This is a genomic window from Paeniglutamicibacter sulfureus (assembly GCF_039535115.1).
Classification (GTDB): Bacteria; Actinomycetota; Actinomycetes; order Actinomycetales; family Micrococcaceae; genus Paeniglutamicibacter; species Paeniglutamicibacter sulfureus.
Genome location: NZ_BAAAWO010000001.1, coordinates 715,485 through 741,266, shown reverse-complemented (window position 1 = coordinate 741,266; position 25,782 = coordinate 715,485). Strand labels below are relative to the sequence as shown.

Sequence of the window (25,782 nt, the reverse complement as noted above, 5' to 3'; positions counted from 1 at the left end):
CGGGTTCCGGGCGGCTGCACCACACATAGATCCGGGTCCGCGACATGGCCGCGTCCCGGGGCACTCTCGGCCGGCTGTTCGAGGAACTTGGCTACACGGCTGGGGTTTGCTGGAAGGGCGGAACCAGCTACGTCGGGGCGCATGACTACATTGTGCTGGAATCGGGCCCCTATGTGCTCGACGAGCCCCATCGAAGGAAGGCACCAGGCGTCAACCACCTGGCCGGCTCAGCCGGATCGCGCCGAAGGGTCGACGCACTCACTTGGCAGGCCCAGTCCCGCGGCTTCGTCTTGCTCTTTGCCGAGGCACACCCGTATGCGGGTGGCCCGGCACGCTACGCGTCCTATCTGGAGCATCCGGCCGGGTTTGAAAACGAGCTGGTTGCCGATATAGCGGGGACCGATGGACCCGACATCGCCGAACCCGACGCGGCAAGTTCCAATCCCGCAAGCTAGTTTCCGACGGCCCTGAAGGCGTGGTCCTCCGGCAGGATGATGTTTAGCTGGTGCGCCTTGCGTGAGGTGCCGGGCACCAGCTCGGCTTCCCAGCGTTCGCGTGCGGCCTCCAGCAATTCCGTAGGCGTCGCGACCTCGGCCCCTCGGGTGAGCAGATGCGATGCCAGTTCGCCACGGGTGTGCTTGGCGAAGTGCGAAACAACCTTGCGCACGCCCCCGCGCAACTGGAACACCGAGACGCTCACGGAGTTTGAAGCCGGCGGCACCCACGCCGCGGCATAAGTGCTGGAACGGCAATCAACAACCAAGTCGTCGCCGGCCCGCGCGTTGAGGACCGGCGTCAGCTTCGGCTTCCACCAACCGGCAAGCTTGCCGATCTCGGGCAGCTTCACCGACATGGACAACCTGTACGCCGGGATCCGGTCGGCAAAACCCACGGCTCCCCAGAGCGCGGAGATCACCAGGATGCTCGCATCAGCTCGCTCACGCGCCGCGGCGTCCAGTCGTTCATAGCCCAGCGCCTCAAAAAGCACGCCGGTGTATACGGTGTGTGCGGCAGCCGCGGGTTCCGTGTGCAATTCGATGTTGCGCGTGACTTCGGCGACCAGCGACTTGCCCACGCCGAGCACCTCGAGCGCGTCATCGGCACGGGAAACCTCGGCCAGGGCAGCCAACAGCTGGTGGCGATGCGGCTTCAGCTCCGGGAACTGAAGGGCATCGGGATCAAAGGGGTCGCCGTTGCCGGCGGGTTCTTTGCCCTCGGAGGGCGGAAGCAAAATCAACACCGGTCAAGCCTAGTCTTCCGTCGCCCCAGTTCCTGATTCGTTGACGCCGCCAACCACCAGATGGGAGTTTGCCGCCTCTCTGGTGCGGAGAGCAGTGCAAAAGCGACTAGACTTGAATGCTGGACGGGATGGCCAGACGATCGCGTGCCACGCAAGTGGCCCGAGGAACGTCCGGGCTCCACAGAACAGGGTGGTGGGTAACGCCCACTCGGGGAAACCCGCAGGCCAGTGCCACAGAGAATAGACCGCCCGCATTCGTGCGGGTAAGGGTGAAACGGTGGTGTAAGAGACCACCAGCGCTCCGGGTGACCGGAGCGGCTAGGTAAACCCCACCCGGAGCAAGGTCAGACAGACTACTGGGTTGTTCGCTCAATGTAGTCGGGTGGACCGCTCGAGGGTGTCGGCAACGGCACTCCTAGATAGATGATCGTCACCGCGATTCGGGTAACCGACCGCGACACAAAACCCGGCGTATCGGCCATCCCGTCCACCACAATCCCGTGCCTCCCGGGCGACCCGTGGGAAGCCAGGCTCAACAACTGCACCGAGCTTGGCATCAAGGATCGGCCGCGCGCACGCATTTGACCAACCCGAGGGCGACCGCCACGCTGCCGGCCCTCGTGCAGCCTGCTACCCGGACCACTTCCACGCACAGGCGCCGAACCCAGGGCATCCACAACCTGCAAGTTTCGGTTGAGCAGCGGACGACGCCTGACTAGACTGTCTCCTGCAAAACTCGACGCGTACGAAAGGACAACACCGTGCATCAACTGGACTTGATTCGTGCCGCCGCAGAAGACGTGGCCTCCGCCCGCATTCTCCTGAACGAACGAATCGAAGCGCTCGACGCCATCGTGGCGGCCGCCCTGGAACACGACATCCCGATGGCCAAGGTGGCCGAAGCCGCCCAGGTGGAAGGTCTGGACGAGATCCGGAAATCGCCGGTGTCGGCAGATACCGTACTTGTCGCCTGAACACCCCAGGGGTGCCGGAGCACACGCCTCGCCCCGGCACCCCTGCCACAGCATTAGACTCAAGGCATGGAGTGGCTATTCTGGCTGATCGGGATACCGGTGCTGTGCATCGGTTTGCTGTGGGCTGCCTCCAAGTTCACCTTTCCCACCGAAGGCGGGGGTGACGGAGCCTCGGGCTTTTTCGATGCCCTGAACGCCTTCTACCAACCCTCCGGCACGGCCGCCCAACAGGCACGGGAGGAACAAAAACGCCAGGTCCTTGAGTCGGCCCAAGGCCAGGACAAGGACCCCCTTGCAGGTTTCCCGCACCAACCACCCGGCCACCCGCATGAGGCGGCCGACGGTTCCGATGATTCGCCACAGGAACCATGGACCCCGCGATAGTACAAAGCGATAAACGAATCGCGCCGCTGGCCACCCCCATCGAAGTCTCGTGCAGCGACGGGCAGATCCTGTACGGACACGTATTTGAACCGAACGGACGGGCCCCCGACACCTCGGACACGGTTCCGGTCAAGGGCATCGTGGTCATTGCCTGCGCTACCGGCGTGACGGCGCGATACTACCGCCGCTACGCCGCCTTTCTGGCGGAGCACGGCTTCAGCGCCATCACCTTCGACTACCGCGGGATCGGCGCCTCCGCACCCGGGTCGCTGCGCGGATTCCGGGCGCGATGGCATGACTGGGGCCTTTATGACATCGATGCGGTCCTCGGCTGGGCCCGGAACCACCACGTGCATCTGCCCCTGCACTTCGTGGGCCACAGCTTTGGCGGGTTCGGCGTCGGGCTTGCGCCCGAATCCCGCCACCTCACCCGCATCCTGACCGTCGGTGCGCAGCATGCACACTGGCGTGACTACGCGACGGGCCACCGCGCACGATTCATCGCCCGATGGCACCTGGTCATGCCGATGTTGACATTGGCCAGCGGATTCTTCCCGGGCAAGCGCAGCGGATGGCTCGAGGACCTGCCCCGGGGAGTCGCACTGGACTGGGCACGCGGCCGCAAGGACTTCACGTTGAATGCACCGCCCGCCTTGCGCAATAGACTCCGCGCCTCCCAACGTGGATTACAGGCACCCATCCTCGCGGTCGCCACCACCGACGACCCGTACGCCTCCGCGCCGGCGATCGCCCGCACCCTGGCCTACACACCGCACGCGCCGTCCACCACACGTTTCCTGGAACCGGGAGCCTACGGCCAGAAGGGCATCGGGCACTTCGGGCTTTTTCACGACATGCACAAGTCCACGTTCTGGCAGCAGACCTTGGTTTGGCTCGAGCACGGCGTTGATCCATGGGCCACGAAGGCGACTCCGTACCGGAGCCCAGGACGCACCCCGGCGTCCGAGACCCCGAAGAGCCAGTAGGTGTGAGAGACCTCACCGACCCGCACCGTGGATCTCCGCGCAGGCATACTAGAATGGTTTCGGGCCCTAGTGCTCCACGGGGGAATGATCCTGCTACCCCCTGAACAACCGTTTCTGCAAAGGTGCTTTTACGGTAACAACCGGCTTGAGGATCGCCAGCCGGCTGATTTGGAAGGATTTTCAGTGACCCAGCAGTCTGTCGAAGCCCTACAGGAATGGAGCGGGCGCGAAGAGCTCGCCGAGGCCATGATCCCGTTGATCGGGCGCCTGTACCGCAACAACAACGTGGTGACCTCCATTTATGGCCGCAAGCTGATCAACCAGTCGGCCATCAACATCCTCAAGGCACACCGCGTGGTCCGCCGCATCGAAGGCGAGGAGCTGCCCCTTGAGCAGACCATGCCGCTGCTGCAGGCCATCGAAACGCTGGACCTCGGGGCCGTCGCCATCGATCTGGGACGCCTGAACAAGAAGTTCACCGAATCCGGCTCCACCGATCTCACCGCTTTCCTCACCGAGGAACTGGGCGAGAAGGTCGGCAAGTCCGGCGCCACCGACGCCGAGCCCACCGACGTGGTCCTCTACGGTTTTGGCCGCATCGGCCGTCTGCTGGCCCGCATCCTCATCGAACGCGGCGGCTACGGGTTGCGCCTGCGCGCCATCGTTGTCCGCAAGGGCTCGGACGACGACATCGTCAAGCGCGCCTCGCTGCTGCGCCGCGACTCCGTCCACGGTCCGTTCGACGGCTCGATCACCGTGGATGAGGAGAACAACACCATCCTCGCCAACGGAACCCTGATCCAGGTCATCTACTCGAATGACCCGACCACCGTCGACTACACCGAATTCGGCATCGACAACGCCATCGTGGTGGACAACACCGGTCGCTGGCGCGACGAGGCAGGCCTCTCCCAGCACCTGCAGGCCAAAGGCGTTTCCCGCGTACTGCTGACCGCACCGGGCAAGGGCAACCTGAAGAACATCGTCCACGGCATCAACCACAAGGACATCACCGCCGAGGACAAGATCGTCACCGCCGCATCGTGCACCACCAATGCGATCACCCCGGTGCTCAAGGCCCTGAACGACCGCTTCGGCGTCATCCACGGCCACGTCGAGACGGTCCACTCGTTCACCAACGACCAGAACCTCATTGACAACTTCCACAAGGGCGAGCGTCGCGGCCGTTCGGCGGCGCTGAACATGGTCATCACCGAGACCGGTGCAGCCAAGGCCGTGGCCAAGGCCCTTCCGGAGCTCGAGGGTAAGCTGACTGGCAACGCCATCCGCGTTCCCACCCCCGATGTCTCGATGGCGATCCTGAACCTCAACCTTGAGACGGAGACGACCAAGGAAGAGCTCAACACCTACCTGCGCGAGGCATCCCTGGGAGCCGAGCTGCACAAGCAGATCGACTTCATCGATTCACCCGAGGTCGTCTCCTCCGACTTCGTCGGCTCGCGCCGCGCCGGCATCGTCGACGGCCTGGCAACCATCGCCACCGGCAAGAACGCCGTTGTCTACGTCTGGTACGACAACGAGTTCGGTTACTCCTGCCAAGTGGTCCGCGTCCTTGAAACCATGGCCGGCACGCACCCGCTGGCGGTTCCGGCCATGGCCGTGACCGAGCCTGCAGCGGTCTAGCTGGTCCTTCCCCAATCGGGGAATAGAAGCGGGCGCTGCCTTCCGGATAACCGGAAGGCAGCGCCCGCTTCTTGCATGGTGCCCGCATCCATGGCTCCCCGGCGAGGGGATGCGGGAACGGGTTTGTCTCAGTGGCCGAAGGGATCCTCGTCGGTTCCCGGCATCCACGTCAGGTTGGGCACGCCCCAGCCCAGTGACTTCTTGGCCTTCTTCCAGCGCCGCGCCCACTTGTCGTTGAGCTTGTCGACGTAGAGGTAGCCGTCAAGGTGGTCGTATTCATGCTGCATGATGCGGGCGAACCAGTCCGTAGCCTCGAAGGAGATCGCGTTCCCGTCGCCGTCAAATCCCTCGACCCGGGCGTAATCGGCGCGCTTGAGCGGGAAGTTCAGCGCGGGGGCCGAGAGGCACCCCTCGATCTCTTCTTCCGGATCCGGGTTGGCCTGCGAGACCTTTGAGAGGGTCAGGCGCGGGTTGACCACCACGCCGCGGGACGGAGCGCCGTCATCGTTCTCGTACGCGTAGGTGAAGATGCGCAGGCCCACGCCGATCTGCGGGGCAGCCAGGCCCACGCCGTTGGCCGCATCCATGGTGTCGTACATGTCGGTGATGAGTTCGCGCAATTCGTCGTTGAACTCGGTGACTTCCTGCGCGCGCGTGTGCAGCACGGGCTCGCCGTAAATGGTGACCGGACGAATACTCAAGGCTTCTCCTAGGGCTTTCAGGGGGATCGGGTAGGGGGGGAGGGGCGGGGGCGGCCCCCGGGACGATGGGCTTCAGGCGTGGGCGAGCAGCGAGGTGCAGATGCCTTCAGGCCTGTGCTTGCTGGTGATTCCGACGACTGTCGGCAGCTGCGCGGCCAGGAGCGCCTGCGCGACCGGGGTCTCCACGATGTGGCCACCGCTTGCGGTGCCTGGGCGCTGATCGACGTGGCCTTCTGGGGGGAACGGAGCTACACCGGGGCTGCCCGCGACCTCCCACGGAGAGCGGGGCATCCGGCGTTCCCCTCTCCCGGTCCAGGTGGCCGGTGGCGATCTCGCGGACGTGACCGTGGTCTTCACCAAAGATGCTGCGTTCCATCTGCTGGTCCGGCCCCTCTCTGCCGTGCGATGACGTGAAGTGTGGTGGGATGACAAAAGCCGCTCCGGAAATTTCCGGAGCGGCTTCATTGGGGTGAGTAACGGGGATTGAACCCGCGACCTTCTGGACCACAACCAGACGCTCTGCCGACTGAGCTATACCCACCAAGTTCGCCCTGAGGCTAGCTGTCCTGCCGGTCGGAATCTCTTCCGAACTGCTGGGCAACGAGAACTATCTTACACATACTTTGAGGTTGAGTGCCAACTCGAAAGCCGCCCTTTTGCATGTGTTATGCACCACAGTTCCTAATCAGCCGGTCTTTGCGCGATGATCCGGGCCGCTGCGGCCTTCGCCGACGCCGAATCCGGCCCCGGAGCTGGGACCATGACGGTGGCCCGGTAGTACTTCAATTCCTCGATGGAGTCCCGGATGTCGCCCAAGGCCCGGTGGTTGCCGGTCTTGGCTGGTGCCTGGAAGAACGCGCGCGGGTACCAGCGGCGGGCCAGCTCCTTGATCGTGGACACGTCCAGGATCCGGTAGTGCAGGTGTTCGGTGACCTCGGGCATGTCCCGGGAGAGGAAATTCTTATCGGTGCCCACGGAGTTTCCGGCGAGCAGTGCCTTGTTGGGCTCCGGGGCGTGGGAACGGATGTAGTCCATGACCAGCTTCTGCGCCGCGTCCATCTCCAAGCCGGCGTCCAGCTCGGTGATCAGCCCGCTGGCTGTATGCATGTTGCGCACGAAGTCGCCCATTTGCTCCAGGGCGGCGGCGGGGGGCCTGATCACCACGTCGACCCCGTCACCCAGGATGTTGAGCTCGGAGTCCGTCACCAGGACCGCAACTTCGATCAACGCGTCATGTTCCAGGCTCAGGCCCGTCATCTCGCAATCGATCCATACAATTTTTTCAGCTGATATAGGCACGGACCCCAATTTACCCGATTCCTTCGCGGGCGGACCGCGGCGCGGCCAGCGCGGGAGCGGATCCGAAATGCACACCCCTGGCGGGGGTGCCCGTCAGGGACGGCCAAGCCTGTGGGAGGGGGTGCCTCGCCAAGTTGCGATGCTCAGTGCCTGGTGGAGCTGCCCGTGGCGCTCAGTAGCCACAGCATCACGAAGACGACCAGCAGGGTGCCGGCCAAGGCGATCGAGGCGACGGTGCTCATCCCCAGCAACGGCGAAGCAACCCCCAGCAGGACCGAAAGGAACGCACCCCAGCCCAGCAGGGAATGGTTGCGCACCGCACTGCCGACACTCTTTGCACGCCTGCCCACGGGTGTTGCCTCACTTCTGTGATCGATCAATGTTCCGGCCCCCAGCCTATGCACCATCCGCGGGCACCAACCCGTTAGCCACGCCCGGTGCGCAGCCGCGTTCAGGTGCCGGCGGCAGGGCGCCGCACTTGCCCTGGCCCGCACCCGCCGACGCGCCCGTGGATGCGCTTATCGGTCCGGTCCGACCGAACAATGTGACCTCGCGCGCACCGGGGCCCGCTTCCGGGTCAAACCCAGCGGGCGATGCTAGGATCGGACTTGATTTTTTACGCGGACTTTAGCGCCCGTGGGCGCCGCCGCGACGCGACCGGACAGCCGGTGCGCAAGCAGAAAACACACCTGGTGGATCCAGCCAAGGTACGACGAATCAGGAGCGGGGCGCAGATGAAAGCGGTGCGATCCTCCGCCGGGACCACTAGCCAGGCGGGTCGCGGGCCGCACCTGTCCCCGCTGATCCAAGGCACCATCGGCTCGATCATGATCATGCTGGGATCCTTCGGTGTCGGCTGGCTCGCCAGTGTCTCCCCGCTGAACCGCTACCCGCTGCTGATCGCGATCCGCACCGACTATTGGGGCGTGGTTGCCGGAACCGTGGTGCTGACCCTGGGGTGTTGGATCCTGTTCCGCGCCTGGCTGCGGCTGGGCCAGCAGCTGGCCGGCTGGCCGGAGGGCTCGCTGCGAACCGTGAAGAAGGCCGTGTGGGCCTGGAGCGTCCCGATGCTGATGGCGCTGCCCATCTTCTCCCGCGACGTCTTCGCCTACATTGGCCAGGGACGACTGGTGGCCGCGGGCCAGGACCCATACGTCGATGGCATCTCCACCATGAACAACTGGTTCCAACTCGGCGCCGACATCACCTGGGCCGAGGACGAAACGCCCTACGGCCCCCTCTACCTGAACGTGGAGTTCTGGGTGAACCAGCTGGTGGGCACGAGCCCGGACCTCTCGGTGCTGATCTTCCGCCTGGTCGCATTCACCGGGGTGATCCTGTGCATGGTCTACGTGCCCAAGATCGCGGCGCTGCACAAGGTCTCCGGTGCCAAGGCCACGTGGATCTCGGTGGCCAACCCGCTGTTCCTGATCAGCTTCGTCGCCAGCGCGCACAACGACTCGCTGATGATCGGCCTGGCCCTGGCCGGCACCTACTACGCGGCCACCCGCCGGGGCGTGCTCGGCGTGGTGCTCATTGCCGCATCCATCGGCGTCAAGCCCATCACCCTGGTCCTGTTGCCTTTCATTGGCCTGCTGTGGGCGGGTCCCGACGCCGGATGGTGGAAGAAAATCCGCTACTGGGCCTATACGCTGCTGCTTGTCTTCGTGATCATGGCCGTCATCGGTTGGGCCAACGGCTACGGCTTCGGCTGGCTCAAGGTCATGCTGGGCACCGGCACCGGTGCCGTCATCTTCGCCCCCGTGGGCGCGCTCAACGCCCTGCTCTCCGGGGCGCTGTCGACCATGGGCGTGCCCAGCGACTGGCTGCTGCCGGCACTGAAGCTCATCGGCCGGCTCGCCTCCGTGGGGCTGGTCCTGCTGCTGATCTTCAAGGGCAAGTCCTCGCACCTGATCCAGCGCATGGCCCTGGCCTTCTCCGCGCTGGTGGTGCTCTCTCCAATCATCCAGCCCTGGTACATCCTGTGGCTGCTGCCCTTCTTCGCCATCACCGGCATCCGCGACGACTGGCAACTGTTGTGGGTCTATGTCACCACCGCCTTCTTCATCGCCTTTGGCGCCGCGGACCAGCTATTCATCTGGCAGTTCCTCTCCGACCTGGACCCGTGGGTCAAGCACCTGTCCACCGGGATTTCCTGGGCCGCGATGGCGTACCTGGCGTTCGTGGACCCGCGGACCCGGAAGCTCTTTGTCGCGACGCTGCCGACCCGGTTGGGCGGAGGCGCCGGGCCGCTGCGCACCGGGCGCAAGAGACCCGGCGCCACGGCGAACGGTCTCGGGCCACGCGAGGATCCCGAGGTGCCCAACCCGTGAGCAACCCCGCCGGGATCCCGGATTTCCCCGACCTTCGAGCCGGCCGACGCTTCGCCGGCACCACCCGCGCCCTCGAGGCGTTGCGCCAGCGCGGTTCCCGCATCCCCTTGCTGGGCCGGCTGACTGGCGGCGGGGAGAACTCCCCGGACATCGCCATCGCCCAGGGCCTGCTGGCATCGATCATGGTGATGGCCGGGTCCTGGGGCGTGGGCTGGATCCCCAGCTCGCAGGAATCCCTGCTGGCCCGCTCCAAGTTCCTGCTTCCGCTGCGCGTGGAGATGCTCGGGGTCATCATTTGCACGCTGCTGCTGGCTTTGGGCTCGATGCTGCTCTTCCGCGCGTGGCTGCGGCTGCGCCAGCGCGCCGGAGAACCGGGCACCGACCCGGTGGCCTCGATCGCCAAGTCCATTTGGGTGTGGTCGATCCCGCTGCTCTTTTCCTTCCCGATCCTCTCCAAGGACGTCTACTCCTACCTGGGCCAGGGGAGGCTCATGCATGCAGGCCTCTCGCCCTACACCGACTGGGTCTCCCAGCTGCCGGGCTGGTTCGCGCAGGGCTCCGACTCCCTGTGGGCCGAATCCACCTCGCCCTACGGTCCGCTCTTCCTGATGTACGCGCGGTTTGTCTATTTCGTCTCCGGCGGCGTGCCCGAATACGGGGTCATGCTCATGCGCCTGGTGGCGGTGGCCGGGGTCGCGTTGTGCGCCTGGGCTGTGGTGGCCCTGGCCAGGCTCACCGGCCGGGATGCGGCATGGCCGCTGTGGATCTCCGTGGCCAACCCGCTGTTCCTGCTGAACATGGTCGGCGGGGTGCACAATGACGGGCTGATGATCGGCGCCACCTTGCTGGGCTTCGTGCTGGTGGCCCGCAAGCGCCACCTGGCCGGCATCCTGGCGGCCGCCGCGGCCATCGCCATCAAGCCCATCGTGGTGCTGGTCCTGCCCTTCCTGGGCCTGGCGATGGTGGCGCGCAACGCGCGAATGGGGAGCAAGATCCGCGCCTGGCTGTACACCGGGGCCGTTGCAACCGCGGTGATGGCACTGCTGGGCGAGGCCTCCGGGCTCTGGTTCGGGTGGATCCCGGCGATGGCAGGCGCCGGATCCGCGGCCTTCCCCTACGCCCCGGTCGGGCTGCTGGGCATGCTCGTCGGCTGGCTGGGCTCGCTGGCGGGCGGGGACCTGGACTTCATTGCCGGCATCGTGTTCTCGGTCTTCCGGCTTGCCTCCCTGGCCATCGTGTTCTGGCTGGCGGTCCGCCGCCCGGCCGGGCCGCCGCTGCTCTACGCCGGCTACGGGCTGGGCGCTGCGGTCGTGCTCGCGCCCATCATCCAGCCTTGGTACCTGCTCTGGCTGATCCCGTTCTTCGCCCTGAGCAGGCGATACCCGGTGAATTGGGAACGCGCCCTGTACATCCTGTGCCTGCTGGTGCTGCTCTCCGGGGTGGTGGACCAGCTGTCCATCGGCCAGTGGTTCTCCCTGCTCTGGGTGCGGCTCTTCGCCGCGGCCATCTGCCTGGCCTACATGGGCTACCTGGTGTTCATCGACCCCAAGACCGCGGCGATCTTCGGCGCGGACCGCCGCCGGCCGCTGCTGCCGGGCAAGAAATAGCCCCTTCGTCCCCGCAAAACCCCCTCCAAAATCCCGAAGACCCCTAGAAATGAGGCAACCGGATCGTGATGCAACCGGTCAAGAACCTGTTCAACGCCCGTGAGGCCACGCGCCCGATCATCATCGGGCTGCTGGTGCTGACCGCGATCGGCGCGTCCATCGCCGTGCTGACCAAGCAGTGGTGCAGGAGCAACGGGTGGCCCGACGCGGAACAGCACCTGCACCTGTGCTATTCGGACTTCACCCAGCTCTTCGGCACCCGGGGGATGGCCGACAAGCTCTTCCCGTACTTCACCGGGCTGCCGGCCGAACAGGCGCTGGAATACCCGGTCCTGCTGGCCATCCTCGCCGGACTCACCGCGCTGGTGATCCCCGGCATCGGCTTCTCACCCGAGCGCCAACTGGCCTATTTCGACGTCAATTCCGCGGTGTCCTTCATCTGCTGGGCGGTCGTCGTGGTGGCCGTCGCCTACGCGGCGCGGCACCGCAGCCGGGACGCGATCATGGTGGCGCTGGCCCCCGGGATCATCCTCACGTCCCAGCTGAACTGGGACCTGTTGGCGGTGATGCTGGCGATGACGGGCCTGCTGGCCTTTTCCCGGAAGCACATTGTGTTGGCCGGGGTGTTGCTGGGCCTGGGCGCAGCGGCCAAGTTGTACCCGTTCTTCCTCTTTGGGGCGATCCTGGTGCTGTGCCTGCGCACCGGGCGGATGCGCCACTTCTGGGTGTCCCTGGCCTCCGGAGCGGTGGCCTGGCTGGCCGTCAACGTCCCGTTCATGCTCACCGCGTTCGACGAGTGGTCCCGCTTCTACACCTTCTCCGGGGACCGCCCGGCAGGCAACTCCTCGATGTGGCTCGCCTTCGTCTGGACCGGGATGGACGGCTCGACGATGTCCTACTTGTCCAACGGCCTCTTCGGACTGGCCTGCCTGGGCATCGCCTGGCTGGGGCTCACCGCCACGCGCCGCCCGCGCATGGCCCAGCTCGCGTTCCTGATCGTCGCCGCGTTCCTGCTGCTGGGCAAGGTCTACTCTCCGCAGTTCGTGATGTGGCTGATCCCGCTCTACGTGCTGGCACGGCCCAAGTGGCGCGAGTTCCTGGTGTGGCAGGGCATCGAGGTGTTCCACTGGGTCTTCGTGTGGCTCTGGAGCGCCAAGTGGGTCTCCGGGCTGAAGTACTTCGGGGATTCCTGGACGATCGAGATCCTCTACGGCCTGGGCATCGTCGCGCACATGGGCATGCTCGTCTACCTTTGCGTCAAGATCATCGGCGACATCCGGAACCCCGAGCGCGACGTGGTGCGCACCGAGGGTCTCGACGATCCGCTGGCAGGGCCGCTGGAAGGGCTTGAGGACAGGTTCGTGCTGGGGAGCAAGACCGCGAACAGCCGATGATGCCCGGCAACCGGCCGACGCAATCCGGTCTGACCCCACGCTGAACCGGCGGGATGGGATCCAGGACAACCTGGCTCCCATCCCGCTTTTGCGTACCCGGGCGGGCGGGCGGCCGGCAGGAGGGTCTGGATTCCGGGGGGACTTTTCCCACGACCCGGATATCGTGGGGAAGTGGTGGGCACCGGCCCGGAAAGCGCGCAGGGGCCGCACCGGTCCACGGTGCGGCCCCCGTTGGAAGTCCCTGGCTGAAACGGTCGCTAGCGACCCAGGTACTCCGAGCAGACAGGCGCCACGGGGATGTCGCGGTGCAACACCAGCAGCCCTTCGTCGAGGGGAGCCACTTCCTCGAATCCCAGGGCGTGCGCGCGTTCCAGTGCCTGCGGCGGGCTCAGCGGATCCCAGCCGCCGAGTTCCTGCTCGTTGAAGTCGATGATCATCCAGTTGGAGAGCTCGGTGCCGATGTCCCCGTGCATGCCCACATAGGTGCGGGTGGTCAGGTGCGGCACCAGCGTGTCGGCTGCCTCGACGCACACGCCGTCGGGGATCATCGCCACGGCCCGTTCCTTGGCGGCGACCAGTGTGCCGGGTGCCCAGTTTGCGCCGGTGAGCGTGCGGCCCAACGGGAACACCGAATGGAAGAACAACGTGCCGACCAGCGCGAAAGCCAGCAGCCAGGCCGGTGCAATGACCCGGATTTTTTTCCAGCCGAAGCGCTCCATGAGCTTGCCCAGCACGTGCACGGCGGAGAGGATGAGGATCGGGGCCATGATCGCGTCGTATTGGTACACCGGAGCCCAGGTGTTCAGGCGGTCGTTGAACAGCCGGCTCAGCAGCATCGGCGCACCCAGGATGACGTACGGGGAGGCCAGCGGCAACAGGGCCAGCGGCAGGAAGCTCAGCAGCCACAGCGCGACCTTGAGCTCGTGGTCGAACAGGATGGCGATCGACTGGAACGGGTGGGTCAGCAGGAAGAGGATCGCCGCCCCGGCGCTGGCGCCCAGGGCGGTGTACTGCCAGTAGGTGAATTCACCGGCGGGGGAGAAGAGCGGAATCAGGTAGCTGGTGACAGCCACGTAGCCGCCCAGGCCTGCGGCCGCCAGCAGCGCGGCCTTGGCGCACTGCTTATGGAAGAGCATGACGATGCCGATGGCCACGATGGTGATGCCCATGTCCTCGCGCACCAGCAGCAGCACGGCGGACAGGCCCACAACCAGCCAGTGGCGGGAGCGGTCGAAGGCCCAGATGATCCACGCCATGATCGGCACGCCGAACGCAACCTCGTGGAATTCCCAGTTCACGATCGCCTGGAACGGCCACCACAGCAGCATCGCCGAGGCGGTGAGCAGGGCGCCGAGGTGCCCGAAGCGCGGCCTGGTGAACAGGTAGACGGGGATCGCGGTGGAAATGAGCAGCAGCGTCAGGACGATGCCCAGCATCCGAGGGTCGTTCCAGATCCAGTAGAACGGTGCCAGCAGCGCCAGGATCGGGTGGAAGTGGTCGCCCAGCAGGTTGAAGTCCACGCCCTTGATCGGCACGATCGGTGCCTTGAACATGGCGTACTGCCGGGCCGCCTGGTCGAAGATGCCCAGGTCGTAGCCGCGGGATTCGAAGTTGGCAAAACGCAGGAAAGAGTGCGCAACGTACAACACCCCCGCGAGGACCATTGCCGTTCCCAGTTGCAGTTTCTGGGCGCGGCTCACGGGAGCGGGGGTGTTGTTGGGCATGGACTCGAGTTTATCCGCAAGTCGCTGCGTGGACGATTCGATGGTGTTACTTGGCGGGAGCCAGACCCGTGCGGGCCATCGCGTCGGCGTAGGCCGCGTAGATTTCCTCAAGGTGGGCTTGCTGGCGCTCCGGGGAGCCGGCAAAGGCGCGCCCGTCCAGCGACTTGACCTTGTAGGTCTTGAATCCGCGACGCCACAGCAGCGGGTTCTGGGTCTTGACCAATTGCTCGGAGAGGCGGTGCGCCTCGGTGCCGTGGGCGATCAGGACCGATGCGCGCGGCACGACCTTGAGCAGACGCAGCAGCGGCTTGAGGCCCGAGGTGATCTGCGGCGGGGTGAACTTGCCGTTGGCCTCGCCCGGGGTGTGCCACGGGTGCACGTTCCACGGCAGGATGTACTCGGGACGCAGCCCCAGCTGCCATTGCATGCCCAGCATGCGCGTGGCGGCTTCCTGCGAGCCGGCGTCGATGAATCCGCTCTCATGGGCCACACCGATGTTGGAGTACAGCGAGATGATCCGCGCCTCCTCGATGTTGTGCATCGGATCCACGTAGGAAACGGAGGTGGCGGGTCGAAGCGCGCGGGTCTCGTCCAGAAGACGGTTGACGGGTTCGATCTGCTCCTCGTAGCGGCGTTCCATGAGGGAGTGTTCGACGTGGTCCGGGGCAATGGCTGTCATGAAGGTGAGGTTCTCCTGCTGGTGGTACGGAGACATGGGGCGTCGTTGCGGGCGCGCGTCATCCAAGGGGCGACGCACGTCCATAACCATGTCAATGCTGCTAGAGCGGGGGGAGTGGGATCGAAGTGGTTCCGGTGGCTGTCATGCCCCAAGGTGAACGCAGGGTTGATCCACGCTTAACAATAGCCGCTCGCGGGCCGTTTGGGCAGGCTCGGCCGCCACGAGCCGAGGGTGATGATTGGCACAGATCCCGCATCGGGGCACACAATCGGTGGGCTTACTTGGTGCTTTCTTCATGGCCCGCCGCCTTGACCGCGTGCTTCCCCGCGGGCCGGACCCGGGGCTGCGCGGTCGGACGGCGCGGGTGCAAGCACATAGGATTGACCGTGGTCGGCCACCGGGGGGAACATGCCGTGGCATGCCCGGAGGGCCACCGTTAGCGCATCACCAGACCCACGATCGATTGAGGCATCCAGCCAAATGAATGAAAAGATCCCGAACGAGCCGCACAAGGCCGTCTTGCGCACCGCGGTGGCTGCGACCGTCGTGATTGCCGTCGGCGCATTCGTATTGTCCTTTGCCGCCCTGACCGACCTTGCCCAGCGCTCGGGCATCGACGAAAACCTGGCCTGGATCTGGCCGGTCATCGTTGACGGCATGATCGTGGCCTCCACGGTGGCCATCGTTGCGCTTAACGGCCACGACCGCCGCGCCATGATCTACCCGTGGACGCTGCTCTTCTTCGGCGCCTTCGTCTCCACGGCAGCGAACTCCGTGCACGCAATCCTGACCGTCGGCGCCATGCAGTCCGACATCCCGCCGGTGGTTTCCGCGCTGGTGGCGGCCATGCCGCCGGTCGTCCTGCTGGCGATCACCCACCTCACAGTGCACATGTACCAGAAGAAGGCAGAAGCCGCCGAGCGTCGCGCCATTGCGTCATACGACGAGGAGGCTGTCGAGGCCGAGAAATACGGGCTGGCCTACGACGACGGCTTCCAGGCTGCCATGAGCGATGCACAGGCAGCCGAGGCCGAACGCCTGGTTGCGGCCAAGGAGCAGCTGGCCGAAGCCACCGCACGGGCCCGGGCCGAGGGCCGTGCCGACGCCGGCAAGAGCGCCCCGGGCGCAAAACCGGCCGCGGCCCCGTCCGCCGGAGCGAAGAACCCGGCCGCCGCTGCTTCCAACGCAGCCCAGGCTTTCCCTTCGGGCAAGGCCCAGGCCATGGATGCCAACGGCCCCTCGCCGCTCTACGACGAGGTTGCCCAATCGCTGGATGCCAAGAACTAGGCACCTGCGCCCACCCGCTGAAGCCCGCGGACCGTTGTTCCAGGGATTTGTCCCCCGCCTCAACGGGCCGCGGGCTTTTCCATGCCCTCCCGCAAGAGGGACAAACTTTGGGACCGCTGCCGCGCCGCCACAAATGACGGGAAGTGGCAGTTGATAAGCTGATCCGTGAGCACCCCCGACCAGCCGTTTTTGTAGGAGGCACGTGTGGGCACCCCCTGGGAAACCCTTGATGATTCGTTGCGCGACCAGGTTAGGGGCAGCGTTGAACGGTATGCCGCTGCCCGCCCGATGCTGGAACATGTCGCCGAGGCCATGCGCACCCGCATCGAGTCCCTCTTTGACGAAACCGAGAACACCCCGTTGTTCGTCGTTAGCCGGGTCAAGACTGTCGAGTCCTTCCGTGACAAGGCCTCCCGCATGTTGGTGGGGGAGGAGGGGGAAACTCCCGCGCTGGAGTTCCCCAGCCCGCTGCGCGAGATCCACGACCTGGTGGGAGTGCGGGTGATCGTGAAGCTGCCGCATGAGATCCGCGAAGCGGCGAACCTGATCAAGCGCCGCCGCTCCGACTTCGACTGCCGCTCCGACCGGGAGAAGGACATCGGCTCGGTGGAATCGGGAACCTACGGCTATTCTTCCCGCCACCTGATCCTCAAGACCCGCGGAGAGGAGGTCGTGCGCGACTTCCAGGCGAGGCTCGGCGGGGACACCAAGATCACCGGAAACTTCGTCTTCGAGGTGCAGATCCGCACGATCCTTTCCCACGCGTGGAGCGAGATCGAGCACGACATCCGCTTCAAGAACGCCGAGCCGCGCGCCTGGAGCCCGCACATTGACCGGCAGTTCACCGCCACCGCCGCGATGCTCGAGGCGGTGGAAGACCAGTTCTCCGAGTTGCACGAACGCTTCGAGACCGTCACCGGCTTCTGGGATGCCGAGGGCGAGGGAGCAGTGCCGCTGGGAGCGGCGCGCATCCAGTTCATCTGGCAGACGCTGCTGCCGCACGTGGACAGGAAGTCCGATGACGACTGGGGGTGGGCCGCGGAACTGCTCGCCGCCCACGGACTCGCCCGCACCCGCGAATTTGCCGCGCTGCTCCAACCCAACGTGATCACCTCGGTGCGTGCGGCCCTTGACCACCGCTACTCCCCGGGCCCCGACCGCCTGTTGGACGACGTACTGCTGTGGCACTTCGGAACCACCCACATCGATGCCACCAGTGGAGGGGATGCGCACCGGGCCGATTCACTGCGCCGCCGCCTGGTGCAGATGGACGCGTACCGGATCAAGCAGGCCCAGAACACTCCCGTGCCGGCGCCCGCCGCCGGATTGCCTGCATCGGCGGCGCGAGCGGCGTTGGACGAATCCCAGGCCGAGGCGACAGCCGATTCGAAGCCAGATTCCAAGGCTGTGCCCAGGTCCGGTGGCGCCAAGGCAGACCAGCAACCTGCCAAGGGCAACGCCAAGCCCTGAGCATCTCAGATCCCCGGCGGCACCGCACATCGTGTGCCGTCGCGGGGGCTCAACTGCGTCGGATGCGGGCCCCCGGTGTGGAGCCGGCGTGAGATTGAACGCATCATCACACCAAAGGGCTTGTCACCCGCGTAGACTGGGTAGGTTGCCCAGCAGGGCCCCAAAACTTTACCGAAAGGTCTCACTGTGATTTCCGTTGCCGATCTGGAGCTGCGCGCCGGCGCACGCCTTCTCATGGAGGGCGTCTCGTTCCGCATCGACAAGGGCGACAAGATCGGCCTCGTCGGGCGAAACGGTGCCGGCAAGACGACGATGACGCGCGTGCTGGCCGGCGAATCGTTGCCTGCCGGCGGTGCCGTCACCACCACGGGATCCATCGGCTACCTGCCGCAGGACCCGCGGACCCCCAACATGGAGCAACTGGCCCGCGACCGCATCCTCTCGGCCCGTGGCCTGGACATCATCGTCGGCAAGCTCAAGAAATGCCAGGACGACATGGCCTCGGAGGACGAGGCCGTTGCTGCCAAGGCCATGCGCCAGTACGACCGCATCGAGGCCGAATTCATCGCCGGCGGCGGCTATGCCGCCGAGTCGGAGGCCGCGGCGATCTCCAACAACCTGGCCCTGCCCGACCGCTTGCTCAACCAGCCGCTGTCCACCCTGTCCGGTGGCCAGCGCCGACGTGTCGAATTGGCCCGGATCCTCTACGCGGACGCCGAGACGCTGCTGCTCGATGAGCCGACCAACCACCTCGACGCAGACTCCGTCACCTGGCTGCGCGGCTTCCTGGCCAACCACCAGGGCGGCCTGCTGGTGATCTCGCACGACACCTCGCTGCTTGAAGCCACCGTTAACAAGGTCATCCACCTCGATGCCAACCGCGCCACCATGGACGTCTACAACCTGGGCTGGAAGCGCTACCTGGCCCAGCGCGAGACCGATGAGCGGGCCCGCAAGCGCGAGCGCGCCAACACCGAGAAGAAGGCCACCACGCTGCTCGCGCAGGCCAACAAGATGAAGGCCCGGGCCTCGGGTGCTTCCGCCGCGCAGTCCATGCTCAAGCGCGTGGACCGGCTCATGGGCGGGCTGGACGACGTCCGCGTCGCCGACCGCGTCGCGGCCTTGCGCTTCCCGGATCCGGCCCCCTGCGGCAAGACCCCGCTGATGGCCGAGGGCCTGTCGAAATCCTACGGCTCGCTGGAGATCTTCACCGATGTCTCCCTCGCCATCGACCGCGGCTCCAAGGTCGTCATCCTGGGCCTGAACGGCGCCGGCAAGACCACGCTGCTGCGCATGCTCGCCGGGGTCTCCAACCCCGACACCGGCGACCTGATCCCGGGACACGGCCTGAAGATCGGCTACTTCGCCCAGGAGCACGACACCCTGGACGTGGACCGCTCGGTGCTCGAAAACATGCGCTCGGCGGCCCCTAGCCACATGGGAGATGCGGAGGTGCGGGGCATTCTGGGTTCCTTCATGTTCTCCGGCGACGACGTTTCCAAGCCGGCCGGCGTGCTCTCCGGCGGCGAGAAGACCCGCCTGGCCCTGGCCACCATCGTGGCCTCCAGCGCGAACGTGCTGCTGCTCGATGAGCCCACCAACAACCTGGACCCGGCCTCGCGTGCCGAGATCCTCTCCGCGCTGTCCAACTTCTCCGGCGCCGTGGTCATGGTCTCGCACGACGAGGGCGCGGTTGCAGCGTTGAACCCGGACCGTGTGGTGCTGCTGCCCGACGGCGACGAGGACCTCTGGAACGATTCCTACCTGGAACTGGTCACCCTGGCCTAGTCAGGATTCGGCCCGCCTTTCCCGTCCCTGCCAATGGCAGTCATCGGGAGGGCGGGCTTTTTCATGTCCGCGGCCGGGGGAGCGATGCCGCCGACAGTGCCCGAAGCGCATCGATCCCGCCCCACCTTGCGCGCGGAGCCGGGCAGGGGCTAGCTTCGGTGTAGCGGACCCGCTCCACCGGGCGGGTCTGCTGCCACCCCCCTGCACGCCACGGGACGGAACCATGGACCCCACCGACTGGACTATCGGACCCGCTACGGACCCTTCCGAGCTGGTCGCGGCCTCCGACCTGTTCGATTTCCCGGTCAGCGAGCACGGGGCCAGGGATTTCCTGGCCATGCCGGGTCACCGGTTGCTGCTGGCAAGAACCGCCGACGGAACCGCCGTCGGCTTCGTTTCCGGCGTCGTCATGCGCCATCCCGACAAGCAACCGGAAATGTTCGTCTACGAGCTGGGCGTCGCGGAGAGCCACAGGCGCCGTGGGATCGCCGCCGCACTGTTGCGCGCACTGGCACTTGAAGCCTTGGCGCTTGGTTGCACGGGTATGTGGACCGGGACCGAAAGGGGGAATGTCGCTGCCCTGGCGACCTATGGGTCCCTGGGTGCCACGGTGGATGACGAATCGGTGTTCATCCAATGGGCAGCGTTGGCAGAGGCCTTCGTCCCGGGAACGACGCCTTCCAGCACGTAGGGCCGGCGGCGTGGGGCTAGGAGTGGGGACCGGCCACCCCGGCGTCCCGTGCGGCGGCGGCCTTGCGTTCCAGCTCATCGAGGTAGGCATCCTCGGTGGCCTCGTCGGTGGGGCTGCCGTCGCGGCGGACAAGCTTCTTGGGCTTTCTGCGCAGCCGGTGCGCCTGGTGCAGCACCGGTTCCTCGCCGCGCAGCGCAGCCGCCGCCCGCTCCTCGCGGTCCTCGCGGTTGATCCTGGCCTGCTGCTTGGCCGCATAGCCGAAGCCGATGAACACCAGCACGCCGAAGGCGAACCACTGGAAGGAATAGGACAGGTGCGGTCCCTCGTCTTCCTCGGGGCGCTGCAGCTGGGTGGGTGCCGCGGCCGGAGCCGGGTCCTCCAGATACATCAGCCCATAGCTGCCGGTGGCCACGGGGTATCCCAGTTGCCGCTCGTAGGTGGCCAGGTCCACCGAGGCCAGCTGCCCCTCGGGTGCCCCGCGGTCCAGCGTCGGCTCGCCGGTCTTGAGCCGGACCTGGACATCCACGGTTCCCGCCGGCGGCGCGGGGATGGCGTCCGGGCGCCCGGAGTTGTCATTGCCGATGGGCAGGAAACCGCGGTCAACGATCACGGTGGTTCCCTCCAGGGTGCGGAAGGGGACCAACACCTCGTAGCCGGGGCGGGAGCCGGAGATGCGGTTGCGCACCACCACCTGGTCATCGGCCAGATAGCTGCCGCGCAGGGCGACGGGCGTCCATTTGCCGTCGCTGGGTAGTTCCTCGAAGAGACCCTGGGCCTGGGCAAACGGGATCGGCTCGGCGTCGTAGTTCAGCTTCACATGGGAGATCTCGGTCAGGGCGCCTTCACGGCGGTCCATCTGCCATTTGCCCAGGAACGTGAAGGTGGTGGCGAACAGGCACACGAGCAGCAGCCAGCCAATCCAGCGGGTGCTTGCCAGGAATCGATACACGCTTCTTCATTCTCCTTGGGTGCTCGAGCCGGGTGCGGCGTCTTCGAGCGGCAGGCGCTGCTTGAAGAGCAGGCGCTCGGTGAGGTAGTTTTCGAGCCAGTCGGCATGATCGGCACAGGCCAACCAGGTTTTCCGTCGTTCCGGAGTGTGGATCTTCGGGTTGTTCCACAGCAATGCAACGGTGGCGTCGGCACGGCAGCCTTTGCGCGAACATTTCGGGGGCCCGGTGGGGCCCTGGGGCAGGCTGGCGCCTCCGAGTGAATCAAAGATGCTCATGCAGTGCCCCCGTGCCGGTGTCGGCCGGCCGCGGGCTGGCCCGGTTCGGTGGGCTGTTCCGCATCTTCCACAAAGCTCCCGTCGATGGTGGTGGGCGCTTCCTGCGGGTAGGGAGCGTCGACAGCCGCCCAGTAGGCGTCCGGGCCATCAGGCTGCGCGCTTCCGGAAGCATCCTCCGTGGCGGCGCGCTCTGTAACGGTTTCGCCGAACTCGTCGAATTCGTAGCTTTCACCTGCAGTCCAGGGGCGGGCAGGGGCCGCTTCCGTGGTGGGTTCGCCGAAGGGCGTTGGATGGGTCTGGTCGTTCCCGGTTTCCGGTGCCGCGGTGCCGGACCCAAGCTGGTGCGGGTCATCGCCCGCGAAGTATTCCGCTGCCGGCTGGCGCTTGGTCACGTCCGCACCGCCGTTGGCGATGACGACGGCGACGTAGGGCAAGACGATGGCGGCGGCGAGGAAGGTCCACTGCAGCCACCCGTGCACGAAGAAGGCAGCAATGAAGCAGGCCAGGCGCACGGACATCGAGATCGTGTATTTGAGCACGCGGGAGTGCTGTTCCACGGTGTGGGACTCTTGCGCCTCGGTGATCCGATGGACCGGTTGGCCCTGGTCATGGTGGTGGTTGTGATGTGGCTCGCTCATGGTTCTTCCGTCGATCCGTTAAGCACTATTGTCTCACCGACTCGCGCCGCCTTACGAATCCTTGCCTTGCCCCCGAGGGGAAATTCCGTGCCGGGCCCGACCGGGGGCCGCACGGCAGGGGGGTGTTCCCTTGCCGCGCAATGGTTTTCCGACTCCGGCTCACAGGTTCAGTACACACCGGTCACTTGAAGATGACTCGCTGAACAGCGGGTACAAGACGGGGTTGGCACGGCTCCGGCTAGAATTGGATGCGCATACCCCCCTGCCCACCCCAGAACTTCTTTATGGAGGATCCATGTCCGAAACCCCCACCGGCCGCAGCGTGCTGGTCACCGGAGGCAACCGCGGAATTGGCCTGGCCATCGCCCGCGCCTTCGAAGCCAACGGCGACAAGGTCGCCATCACCTACCGCAGCGGAGAGGTCCCCGAGGGGTTGCTGGGCGTTCAGGCCGATGTCACCGACACCGCCTCCATCGATGCAGCGTTCACTGAGGTTGAAGCAGCCCACGGTCCGGTAGAGGTGCTGGTTGCCAACGCCGGTGTCACGCGCGACATGCTCCTGTTGCGCATGAACGAGGACGATTTCACCTCCGTGATCGACACCAACCTCACCGGTGCGTTCCGCGTCATCAAGCGCGCCTCCAAGGGCATGATCAAGATGCGCAAGGGCCGCGTGGTCCTGATTTCCTCGGTCGTCGGCCTCTACGGTTCCCCGGGCCAGATCAACTACGCCGCCTCCAAGTCGGGCTTGGTGGGCATCGCCCGCTCGCTGACACGCGAATTGGGGTCGCGCGGCATCACCGCCAACGTCGTGGCACCCGGCTTCATCAACACCGACATGACTGCCGCATTGCCCGAGGCCACGCAGAAGGGGTACCTGGCTTCCATCCCGGCGAACCGCTTCGCAGAGCCCGAGGAAGTGGCCAACGTGGTGCGCTGGATTGCCAGCGACGAAGCTGCGTACATCTCCGGAGCCGTCATCCCCGTTGATGGCGGACTGGGCATGGGCCACTAGCATCATCCAGCATGACCCTTCCCCGCTCCGGTGAGGGGGGAGGGCTCATGCGGTCGCCACACATTCTGTGCTGACCGCATGAGCGGGTCAGCGTGTTTGGTGCCCCTTGACGGGGGAGTATCAGCGAGGGCAGCGGAATCCCGATGCCGAGGCAGAACACCCTTTGAAACGCAGCAGGATCGTGCGGCTCTGACCAGCTTCCATTTCCTGGTCGATGGTTGTTGAAAAACGGCCAATTTTATTTATCTAGGTAAATTTTTGAGTTAGTCAATCTCCTAGCTGGGTGCGTCATGCACGAAGCTCGCCACCACTACCTTCATTGAAGACGGGGTCTTCCATCGTGATTCGGGAAACAGCCCACGGCAGGGGGACCTGTCAATGCATCGGAAACGCGGAGCGCTGACGCTGCTTTCCCCAACGCGCCGTCCAACCGATGCGACGTGCTCCGGTTCCACGCCATAAACTGGGGGTGACACCGGCAAACGTACGGGTGCAGCCGCACAGCGTACGAGCCGGGCTACGACGGGAAGAAGAAGCCATCATGGAAAGCCTCAAGGACCGCCTCCGCGCGGACATGACCGCGCACCTCAAGGCCGGGAACAAGGTGGAACTCACCACCGTGCGCAACCTCCTGGGTGAGATCAACACCCGCGAAAAGGGCGGTAAGACCCCGCTCGAACTCGACGACGCTGCGGTGATTTCCTTGCTCCAGAAGGAAGCGGCGCGTCGGCGCGAAACTGCCATGACCTACACCGAGGCCGGCCAGCTGGATCGCGCCGCGGCCGAAGAGCAGGAAGCCGCCGTCATCGAAGGCTACCTTCCGGCGGCACTGACCGAGGACGAAGCCAAGGCGATCGTCGCCGACGTCGTCGCCGAATTGCGCGCAGGTGGAACCGAGCTTGGCATGCGCCAGATGGGCACCGTCATGAAGCAGGTCACCGAAAAGGTCGCTGGCCGCTTCGACGGCAAGGCACTAAGCAACATGGTTCGCGCGGAACTGGCCTAATCGTTTCCACGGGGGAGAGCATCCCAAGGGGGGGGTGCGCCCCCGTGCCGGGGACAGCAGCGTGGACACTTCCTGCAACTGCTCCGTGGCGCGGTCGGGGCGATGGCCCCAGGCAAACTCACTCGCGGCGTCCGCGCAGGTGGCGGCATAGGCCACCGGAAGGCATATCGTTGGGCGCCCACCACCGCGTGCCCCGCACCTGGCCAAGGGGCCCCCTGGACTAAACTTGTTTGGAGGATTCCTACAACAGTGCACACCCGTGTGGACTGGCAGGATTGAGAAGGCGGAGCGCACGTGTTGTGTGTTCCACCCAAAGACTTTCACCACCAACACCATAAAAGTGCCGAATCCAGTGCGCGCCGCAGCGCCAGGCCCGGCCACCACTTTAGGAGCAGCATTGAACGATCTTTCAGCCAAGGGCGCCATCGTCACCGGATCCTCCCGCGGCATTGGTGCCGAAGTAGCCAAGATCCTCGCCGCACAGGGTGCCGGCGTGGTCATCAACTACCGCCAGAAGGCGCCGCGTGCCAACAAGATCGTTGCCGGTATCGTCGAGGCCGGCGGCCGCGCCGTGGCCGTGGGCTCCGACCTGACCACCCCCGAGGGACCGGCCGCGCTGGTGGATGCCGCGATCGAGAACTTCGGCTCGCTCGACGTGCTGGTGCTCAACGCCTCCGGCGGCATGGAATCGGGCCTCGGTGAGGACTACGCACTGCGCCTGAACCGCGATGCCCAGGTAGCAATGCTCGAGGCGGCCACCGCGAAGATGGCCCCGGGCTCCCGCGTCGTCTTCGTCACCAGCCACCAGGCGCACTTCATCGACCAGGTCGAGACCATGGACGCCTACGAGCCGGTGGCCCGCTCCAAGCGCGCCGGCGAGCTGGCCCTGCGCGAGTTCATCCCGGCGCTTGAGGCCAAGGGCATCAGCTTTGTGGTCGTCTCCGGCGACATGATCGAGGGCACCATCACCGCGACGCTGCTGGACCGTGCGGAGCCGGGCGCCATCGAGGCCCGCCGCGCCGCCGCCGGCAAGCTCTACTCCGTCGAGGAGTTCGGCGCCGAGGTGGCCGCCATGGTCACCGCCGATGTTCCCACCGGCCACACTGAGTACGTGGGCGGGGCCGGCGACTTCCTCAAGAAGTAGTCCTGCCGTCCGGCATCTCGCTCGGGCGCCTATGGGAAAACCGTGCATTTCCACCTTCCCCTGCGAAGGCGGAAATGCCCGGTTTTCCTGCTTTCCGCCAGAAAGCGTTTCAGGCGACCGGAGGGAATTCGCGTGCCGCGGGTCCGCGACGAGTCACTTTCGCGTGATCAGGATCCGCACCAGGGAGCGCAGGCCGAAGATGAACCCGCCGAGCGCCAAGGTATAGCCAAAAAACTGGTAGAGCCGTAGGTTCTGCGCCAACATGGGGCCGCTCTCGGCTACCATCAGCAAGATGCTTCCGAGGATCGCGGCGATGGATATCCCGGCGATGATGCCCTCGTGGACAAGCCCGGTGAGAAAGCCGCGGTCCGTGGGGGAGGCGAACTGACGGACGTTGACCTGCAAGTTGCCGTTCTCGATCTTTTCGTTCAGCATGGACAGGTTCCGCGGCATGCGCTGCAGGCTTGAAATGAACCCGATGGCGTTGGAGGCCAGTAGGTGTGCTCACATGTGGCCCACGCGTCCAGACTACGTGACTCGCTGCTCCGCCGAC

General features: G+C 65.8%; 26 protein-coding genes, 1 tRNA gene and 1 other RNA gene. 16 read left to right on the top strand and 12 right to left on the bottom strand.

Annotated elements, in window-relative coordinates:
- Positions 1 to 44: 44 nt before the first annotated feature.
- Positions 45 to 455 carry a VOC family protein gene (locus tag ABD687_RS03360; protein ID WP_264269659.1) on the top strand — a complete coding sequence of 137 codons (411 nt, stop codon included), beginning with the start codon at positions 45 to 47 and terminating at the stop codon, positions 453 to 455.
- Here ABD687_RS03360 and ABD687_RS03355 read toward each other — a convergent pair.
- The gene (locus ABD687_RS03355; RefSeq protein ID WP_264269658.1) at positions 452 to 1,240 is read right to left on the bottom strand and encodes a YaaA family protein; all 789 of its coding nucleotides are present in this window, start codon (positions 1,238 to 1,240) and stop codon (positions 452 to 454) included. The genes ABD687_RS03360 and ABD687_RS03355 overlap by 4 nt on opposite strands.
- Positions 1,241 to 1,364: 124 nt before the next feature.
- On the opposite strand from ABD687_RS03355, the gene rnpB reads away from it, so the two are divergent.
- From rnpB to ABD687_RS03330, 5 genes are all read left to right on the top strand, one after another.
- Positions 1,365 to 1,730: RNase P RNA component class A (rnpB, locus tag ABD687_RS03350), an RNA gene on the top strand.
- Positions 1,731 to 2,001: 271 nt separating this feature from the next.
- Positions 2,002 to 2,214 carry a hypothetical protein gene (locus ABD687_RS03345; RefSeq protein WP_264269657.1) on the top strand — a complete coding sequence of 71 codons (213 nt, stop codon included), beginning with the start codon at positions 2,002 to 2,004 and terminating at the stop codon, positions 2,212 to 2,214.
- 66 nt (positions 2,215 to 2,280) lie between these two features.
- Positions 2,281 to 2,598 carry a hypothetical protein gene (locus tag ABD687_RS03340; protein WP_264269656.1) on the top strand — a complete coding sequence of 106 codons (318 nt, stop codon included), beginning with the start codon at positions 2,281 to 2,283 and terminating at the stop codon, positions 2,596 to 2,598.
- The gene (locus ABD687_RS03335; protein WP_310287248.1) at positions 2,583 to 3,584 is read left to right on the top strand and encodes an alpha/beta hydrolase family protein; all 1,002 of its coding nucleotides are present in this window, start codon (positions 2,583 to 2,585) and stop codon (positions 3,582 to 3,584) included. Before ABD687_RS03340 ends, ABD687_RS03335 begins: the two co-directional genes overlap by 16 nt.
- A 183-nt stretch (positions 3,585 to 3,767) precedes the next feature.
- Positions 3,768 to 5,228 (top strand): glyceraldehyde-3-phosphate dehydrogenase, encoded by a 1,461-nt coding sequence (locus ABD687_RS03330; protein ID WP_264269654.1) that lies wholly within the window; start codon positions 3,768 to 3,770, stop codon positions 5,226 to 5,228.
- A gap of 128 nt (positions 5,229 to 5,356) precedes the next feature.
- Here the strand turns inward: ABD687_RS03330 and def are convergent, their stop codons facing one another.
- The 5 genes from def to ABD687_RS03305 form a co-directional block, all read right to left on the bottom strand.
- On the bottom strand, positions 5,357 to 5,929 hold the full coding sequence (gene def, locus ABD687_RS03325) for a peptide deformylase (protein ID WP_302266025.1): 573 nt from the start codon (positions 5,927 to 5,929) through the stop codon (positions 5,357 to 5,359).
- A gap of 72 nt (positions 5,930 to 6,001) precedes the next feature.
- Complete coding sequence (locus ABD687_RS03320; RefSeq protein ID WP_264271223.1) at positions 6,002 to 6,220, bottom strand: hypothetical protein; 219 nt, start codon at positions 6,218 to 6,220, stop codon at positions 6,002 to 6,004.
- 174 nt (positions 6,221 to 6,394) lie between these two features.
- Positions 6,395 to 6,470, bottom strand: a tRNA-His gene (locus ABD687_RS03315).
- A gap of 140 nt (positions 6,471 to 6,610) precedes the next feature.
- Positions 6,611 to 7,228 (bottom strand): oligoribonuclease, encoded by a 618-nt coding sequence (orn, locus tag ABD687_RS03310; protein ID WP_310287254.1) that lies wholly within the window; start codon positions 7,226 to 7,228, stop codon positions 6,611 to 6,613.
- Positions 7,229 to 7,371: 143 nt separating this feature from the next.
- Positions 7,372 to 7,578 (bottom strand): hypothetical protein, encoded by a 207-nt coding sequence (locus ABD687_RS03305; RefSeq protein WP_264271225.1) that lies wholly within the window; start codon positions 7,576 to 7,578, stop codon positions 7,372 to 7,374.
- A 384-nt stretch (positions 7,579 to 7,962) separates the two neighbouring features.
- Between ABD687_RS03305 and mptB (ABD687_RS03300) the strand changes: the two genes are divergently transcribed.
- The 3 genes from mptB (ABD687_RS03300) to ABD687_RS03290 all read left to right on the top strand — a co-directional run bounded on the left by mptB (ABD687_RS03300) (position 7,963) and on the right by ABD687_RS03290 (position 12,562).
- Positions 7,963 to 9,561 (top strand): polyprenol phosphomannose-dependent alpha 1,6 mannosyltransferase MptB, encoded by a 1,599-nt coding sequence (gene mptB, locus ABD687_RS03300; RefSeq protein WP_264271226.1) that lies wholly within the window; start codon positions 7,963 to 7,965, stop codon positions 9,559 to 9,561.
- A complete protein-coding gene (gene mptB / locus ABD687_RS03295) occupies positions 9,558 to 11,168 on the top strand; it encodes a polyprenol phosphomannose-dependent alpha 1,6 mannosyltransferase MptB (protein ID WP_310287256.1) in 1,611 nt (536 codons plus the stop codon). Before mptB (ABD687_RS03300) ends, mptB (ABD687_RS03295) begins: the two co-directional genes overlap by 4 nt.
- A 68-nt stretch (positions 11,169 to 11,236) precedes the next feature.
- A complete protein-coding gene (locus ABD687_RS03290) occupies positions 11,237 to 12,562 on the top strand; it encodes a glycosyltransferase family 87 protein (protein WP_310293319.1) in 1,326 nt (441 codons plus the stop codon).
- A 257-nt stretch (positions 12,563 to 12,819) separates the two neighbouring features.
- Here the strand turns inward: ABD687_RS03290 and ABD687_RS03285 are convergent, their stop codons facing one another.
- Together ABD687_RS03285 and ABD687_RS03280 are read right to left on the bottom strand one after the other, a co-directional pair.
- Positions 12,820 to 14,286: a DUF2079 domain-containing protein gene (locus ABD687_RS03285; RefSeq protein WP_310287258.1), complete on the bottom strand. Its 1,467-nt coding sequence runs from the start codon at positions 14,284 to 14,286 to the stop codon at positions 12,820 to 12,822.
- Positions 14,287 to 14,332: 46 nt separating this feature from the next.
- The gene (locus ABD687_RS03280; RefSeq protein WP_217388294.1) at positions 14,333 to 14,965 is read right to left on the bottom strand and encodes a uracil-DNA glycosylase family protein; all 633 of its coding nucleotides are present in this window, start codon (positions 14,963 to 14,965) and stop codon (positions 14,333 to 14,335) included.
- A gap of 480 nt (positions 14,966 to 15,445) precedes the next feature.
- Here ABD687_RS03280 and ABD687_RS03275 point away from each other — a divergent pair, with 480 nt between their 5' ends.
- The 4 genes from ABD687_RS03275 to ABD687_RS03260 all read left to right on the top strand — a co-directional run bounded on the left by ABD687_RS03275 (position 15,446) and on the right by ABD687_RS03260 (position 20,201).
- Positions 15,446 to 16,252: a DUF2637 domain-containing protein gene (locus ABD687_RS03275; protein WP_302266031.1), complete on the top strand. Its 807-nt coding sequence runs from the start codon at positions 15,446 to 15,448 to the stop codon at positions 16,250 to 16,252.
- A 204-nt stretch (positions 16,253 to 16,456) separates the two neighbouring features.
- The gene (locus ABD687_RS03270) at positions 16,457 to 17,722 is read left to right on the top strand and encodes a GTP pyrophosphokinase (RefSeq protein ID WP_310287261.1); all 1,266 of its coding nucleotides are present in this window, start codon (positions 16,457 to 16,459) and stop codon (positions 17,720 to 17,722) included.
- A 186-nt stretch (positions 17,723 to 17,908) separates the two neighbouring features.
- Positions 17,909 to 19,510: an ABC-F family ATP-binding cassette domain-containing protein gene (locus tag ABD687_RS03265; protein WP_264271230.1), complete on the top strand. Its 1,602-nt coding sequence runs from the start codon at positions 17,909 to 17,911 to the stop codon at positions 19,508 to 19,510.
- Between the two features lie 223 nt (positions 19,511 to 19,733).
- Positions 19,734 to 20,201 (top strand): GNAT family N-acetyltransferase, encoded by a 468-nt coding sequence (locus ABD687_RS03260; RefSeq protein ID WP_310287263.1) that lies wholly within the window; start codon positions 19,734 to 19,736, stop codon positions 20,199 to 20,201.
- Positions 20,202 to 20,217: 16 nt separating this feature from the next.
- Here ABD687_RS03260 and ABD687_RS03255 read toward each other — a convergent pair whose 3' ends face one another.
- Genes ABD687_RS03255 through ABD687_RS03245 form a run of 3 tightly spaced genes read right to left on the bottom strand, consistent with a single transcriptional unit; the run spans position 20,218 to position 22,064 of the window.
- Positions 20,218 to 21,150, bottom strand: coding sequence for an SURF1 family cytochrome oxidase biogenesis protein (locus ABD687_RS03255; RefSeq protein WP_310287267.1), 933 nt, complete (start codon positions 21,148 to 21,150; stop codon positions 20,218 to 20,220).
- A gap of 6 nt (positions 21,151 to 21,156) precedes the next feature.
- A complete protein-coding gene (locus ABD687_RS03250) occupies positions 21,157 to 21,426 on the bottom strand; it encodes an acetone carboxylase (RefSeq protein ID WP_264271233.1) in 270 nt (89 codons plus the stop codon).
- Positions 21,423 to 22,064, bottom strand: coding sequence for a DUF3099 domain-containing protein (locus ABD687_RS03245; RefSeq protein WP_310287269.1), 642 nt, complete (start codon positions 22,062 to 22,064; stop codon positions 21,423 to 21,425). Before ABD687_RS03245 ends, ABD687_RS03250 begins: the two co-directional genes overlap by 4 nt.
- A gap of 295 nt (positions 22,065 to 22,359) precedes the next feature.
- On the opposite strand from ABD687_RS03245, the gene fabG reads away from it, so the two are divergent.
- From fabG to ABD687_RS03230, 3 genes are all read left to right on the top strand, one after another.
- Positions 22,360 to 23,079: a 3-oxoacyl-ACP reductase FabG gene (gene fabG / locus ABD687_RS03240; RefSeq protein WP_310287271.1), complete on the top strand. Its 720-nt coding sequence runs from the start codon at positions 22,360 to 22,362 to the stop codon at positions 23,077 to 23,079.
- A gap of 541 nt (positions 23,080 to 23,620) precedes the next feature.
- Entirely contained in the window at positions 23,621 to 24,085 is a 465-nt protein-coding gene (locus ABD687_RS03235; RefSeq protein ID WP_302266036.1) for a GatB/YqeY domain-containing protein, read from the top strand.
- A 397-nt stretch (positions 24,086 to 24,482) separates the two neighbouring features.
- Entirely contained in the window at positions 24,483 to 25,229 is a 747-nt protein-coding gene (locus ABD687_RS03230; protein WP_310287273.1) for an SDR family oxidoreductase, read from the top strand.
- Positions 25,230 to 25,382: 153 nt separating this feature from the next.
- Here the strand turns inward: ABD687_RS03230 and ABD687_RS03225 are convergent, their stop codons facing one another.
- Positions 25,383 to 25,664, bottom strand: a complete 282-nt coding sequence (locus tag ABD687_RS03225; RefSeq protein WP_310287276.1) for a hypothetical protein — start codon at positions 25,662 to 25,664, stop codon at positions 25,383 to 25,385.
- Between the last annotated feature and the right edge of the window lie 118 nt (positions 25,665 to 25,782).

What these genes read in the sequence shown, in the direction of transcription:
- ABD687_RS03285 (WP_310287258.1), bottom strand. Translation starts at nt 14,286, where the DNA reads ATGCCCAACAACACCCCCGCTCCCGTGAGCCGCGCCCAGAAACTGCAA.
- fabG (WP_310287271.1), top strand. Translation starts at nt 22,360, where the DNA reads ATGTCCGAAACCCCCACCGGCCGCAGCGTGCTGGTCACCGGAGGCAAC.
- ABD687_RS03320 (WP_264271223.1), bottom strand. Translation starts at nt 6,220, where the DNA reads ATGCCCCGCTCTCCGTGGGAGGTCGCGGGCAGCCCCGGTGTAGCTCCG.
- ABD687_RS03245 (WP_310287269.1), bottom strand. Translation starts at nt 22,064, where the DNA reads ATGAGCGAGCCACATCACAACCACCACCATGACCAGGGCCAACCGGTC.
- ABD687_RS03235 (WP_302266036.1), top strand. Translation starts at nt 23,621, where the DNA reads ATGGAAAGCCTCAAGGACCGCCTCCGCGCGGACATGACCGCGCACCTC.
- ABD687_RS03335 (WP_310287248.1), top strand. Translation starts at nt 2,583, where the DNA reads ATGGACCCCGCGATAGTACAAAGCGATAAACGAATCGCGCCGCTGGCC.
- ABD687_RS03280 (WP_217388294.1), bottom strand. Translation starts at nt 14,965, where the DNA reads ATGACAGCCATTGCCCCGGACCACGTCGAACACTCCCTCATGGAACGC.
- ABD687_RS03275 (WP_302266031.1), top strand. Translation starts at nt 15,446, where the DNA reads ATGAATGAAAAGATCCCGAACGAGCCGCACAAGGCCGTCTTGCGCACC.
- ABD687_RS03260 (WP_310287263.1), top strand. Translation starts at nt 19,734, where the DNA reads ATGGACCCCACCGACTGGACTATCGGACCCGCTACGGACCCTTCCGAG.
- mptB (WP_264271226.1), top strand. Translation starts at nt 7,963, where the DNA reads ATGAAAGCGGTGCGATCCTCCGCCGGGACCACTAGCCAGGCGGGTCGC.
- ABD687_RS03225 (WP_310287276.1), bottom strand. Translation starts at nt 25,664, where the DNA reads ATGCTGAACGAAAAGATCGAGAACGGCAACTTGCAGGTCAACGTCCGT.
- ABD687_RS03360 (WP_264269659.1), top strand. Translation starts at nt 45, where the DNA reads ATGGCCGCGTCCCGGGGCACTCTCGGCCGGCTGTTCGAGGAACTTGGC.
- ABD687_RS03250 (WP_264271233.1), bottom strand. Translation starts at nt 21,426, where the DNA reads ATGAGCATCTTTGATTCACTCGGAGGCGCCAGCCTGCCCCAGGGCCCC.
- ABD687_RS03340 (WP_264269656.1), top strand. Translation starts at nt 2,281, where the DNA reads ATGGAGTGGCTATTCTGGCTGATCGGGATACCGGTGCTGTGCATCGGT.
- ABD687_RS03290 (WP_310293319.1), top strand. Translation starts at nt 11,237, where the DNA reads ATGCAACCGGTCAAGAACCTGTTCAACGCCCGTGAGGCCACGCGCCCG.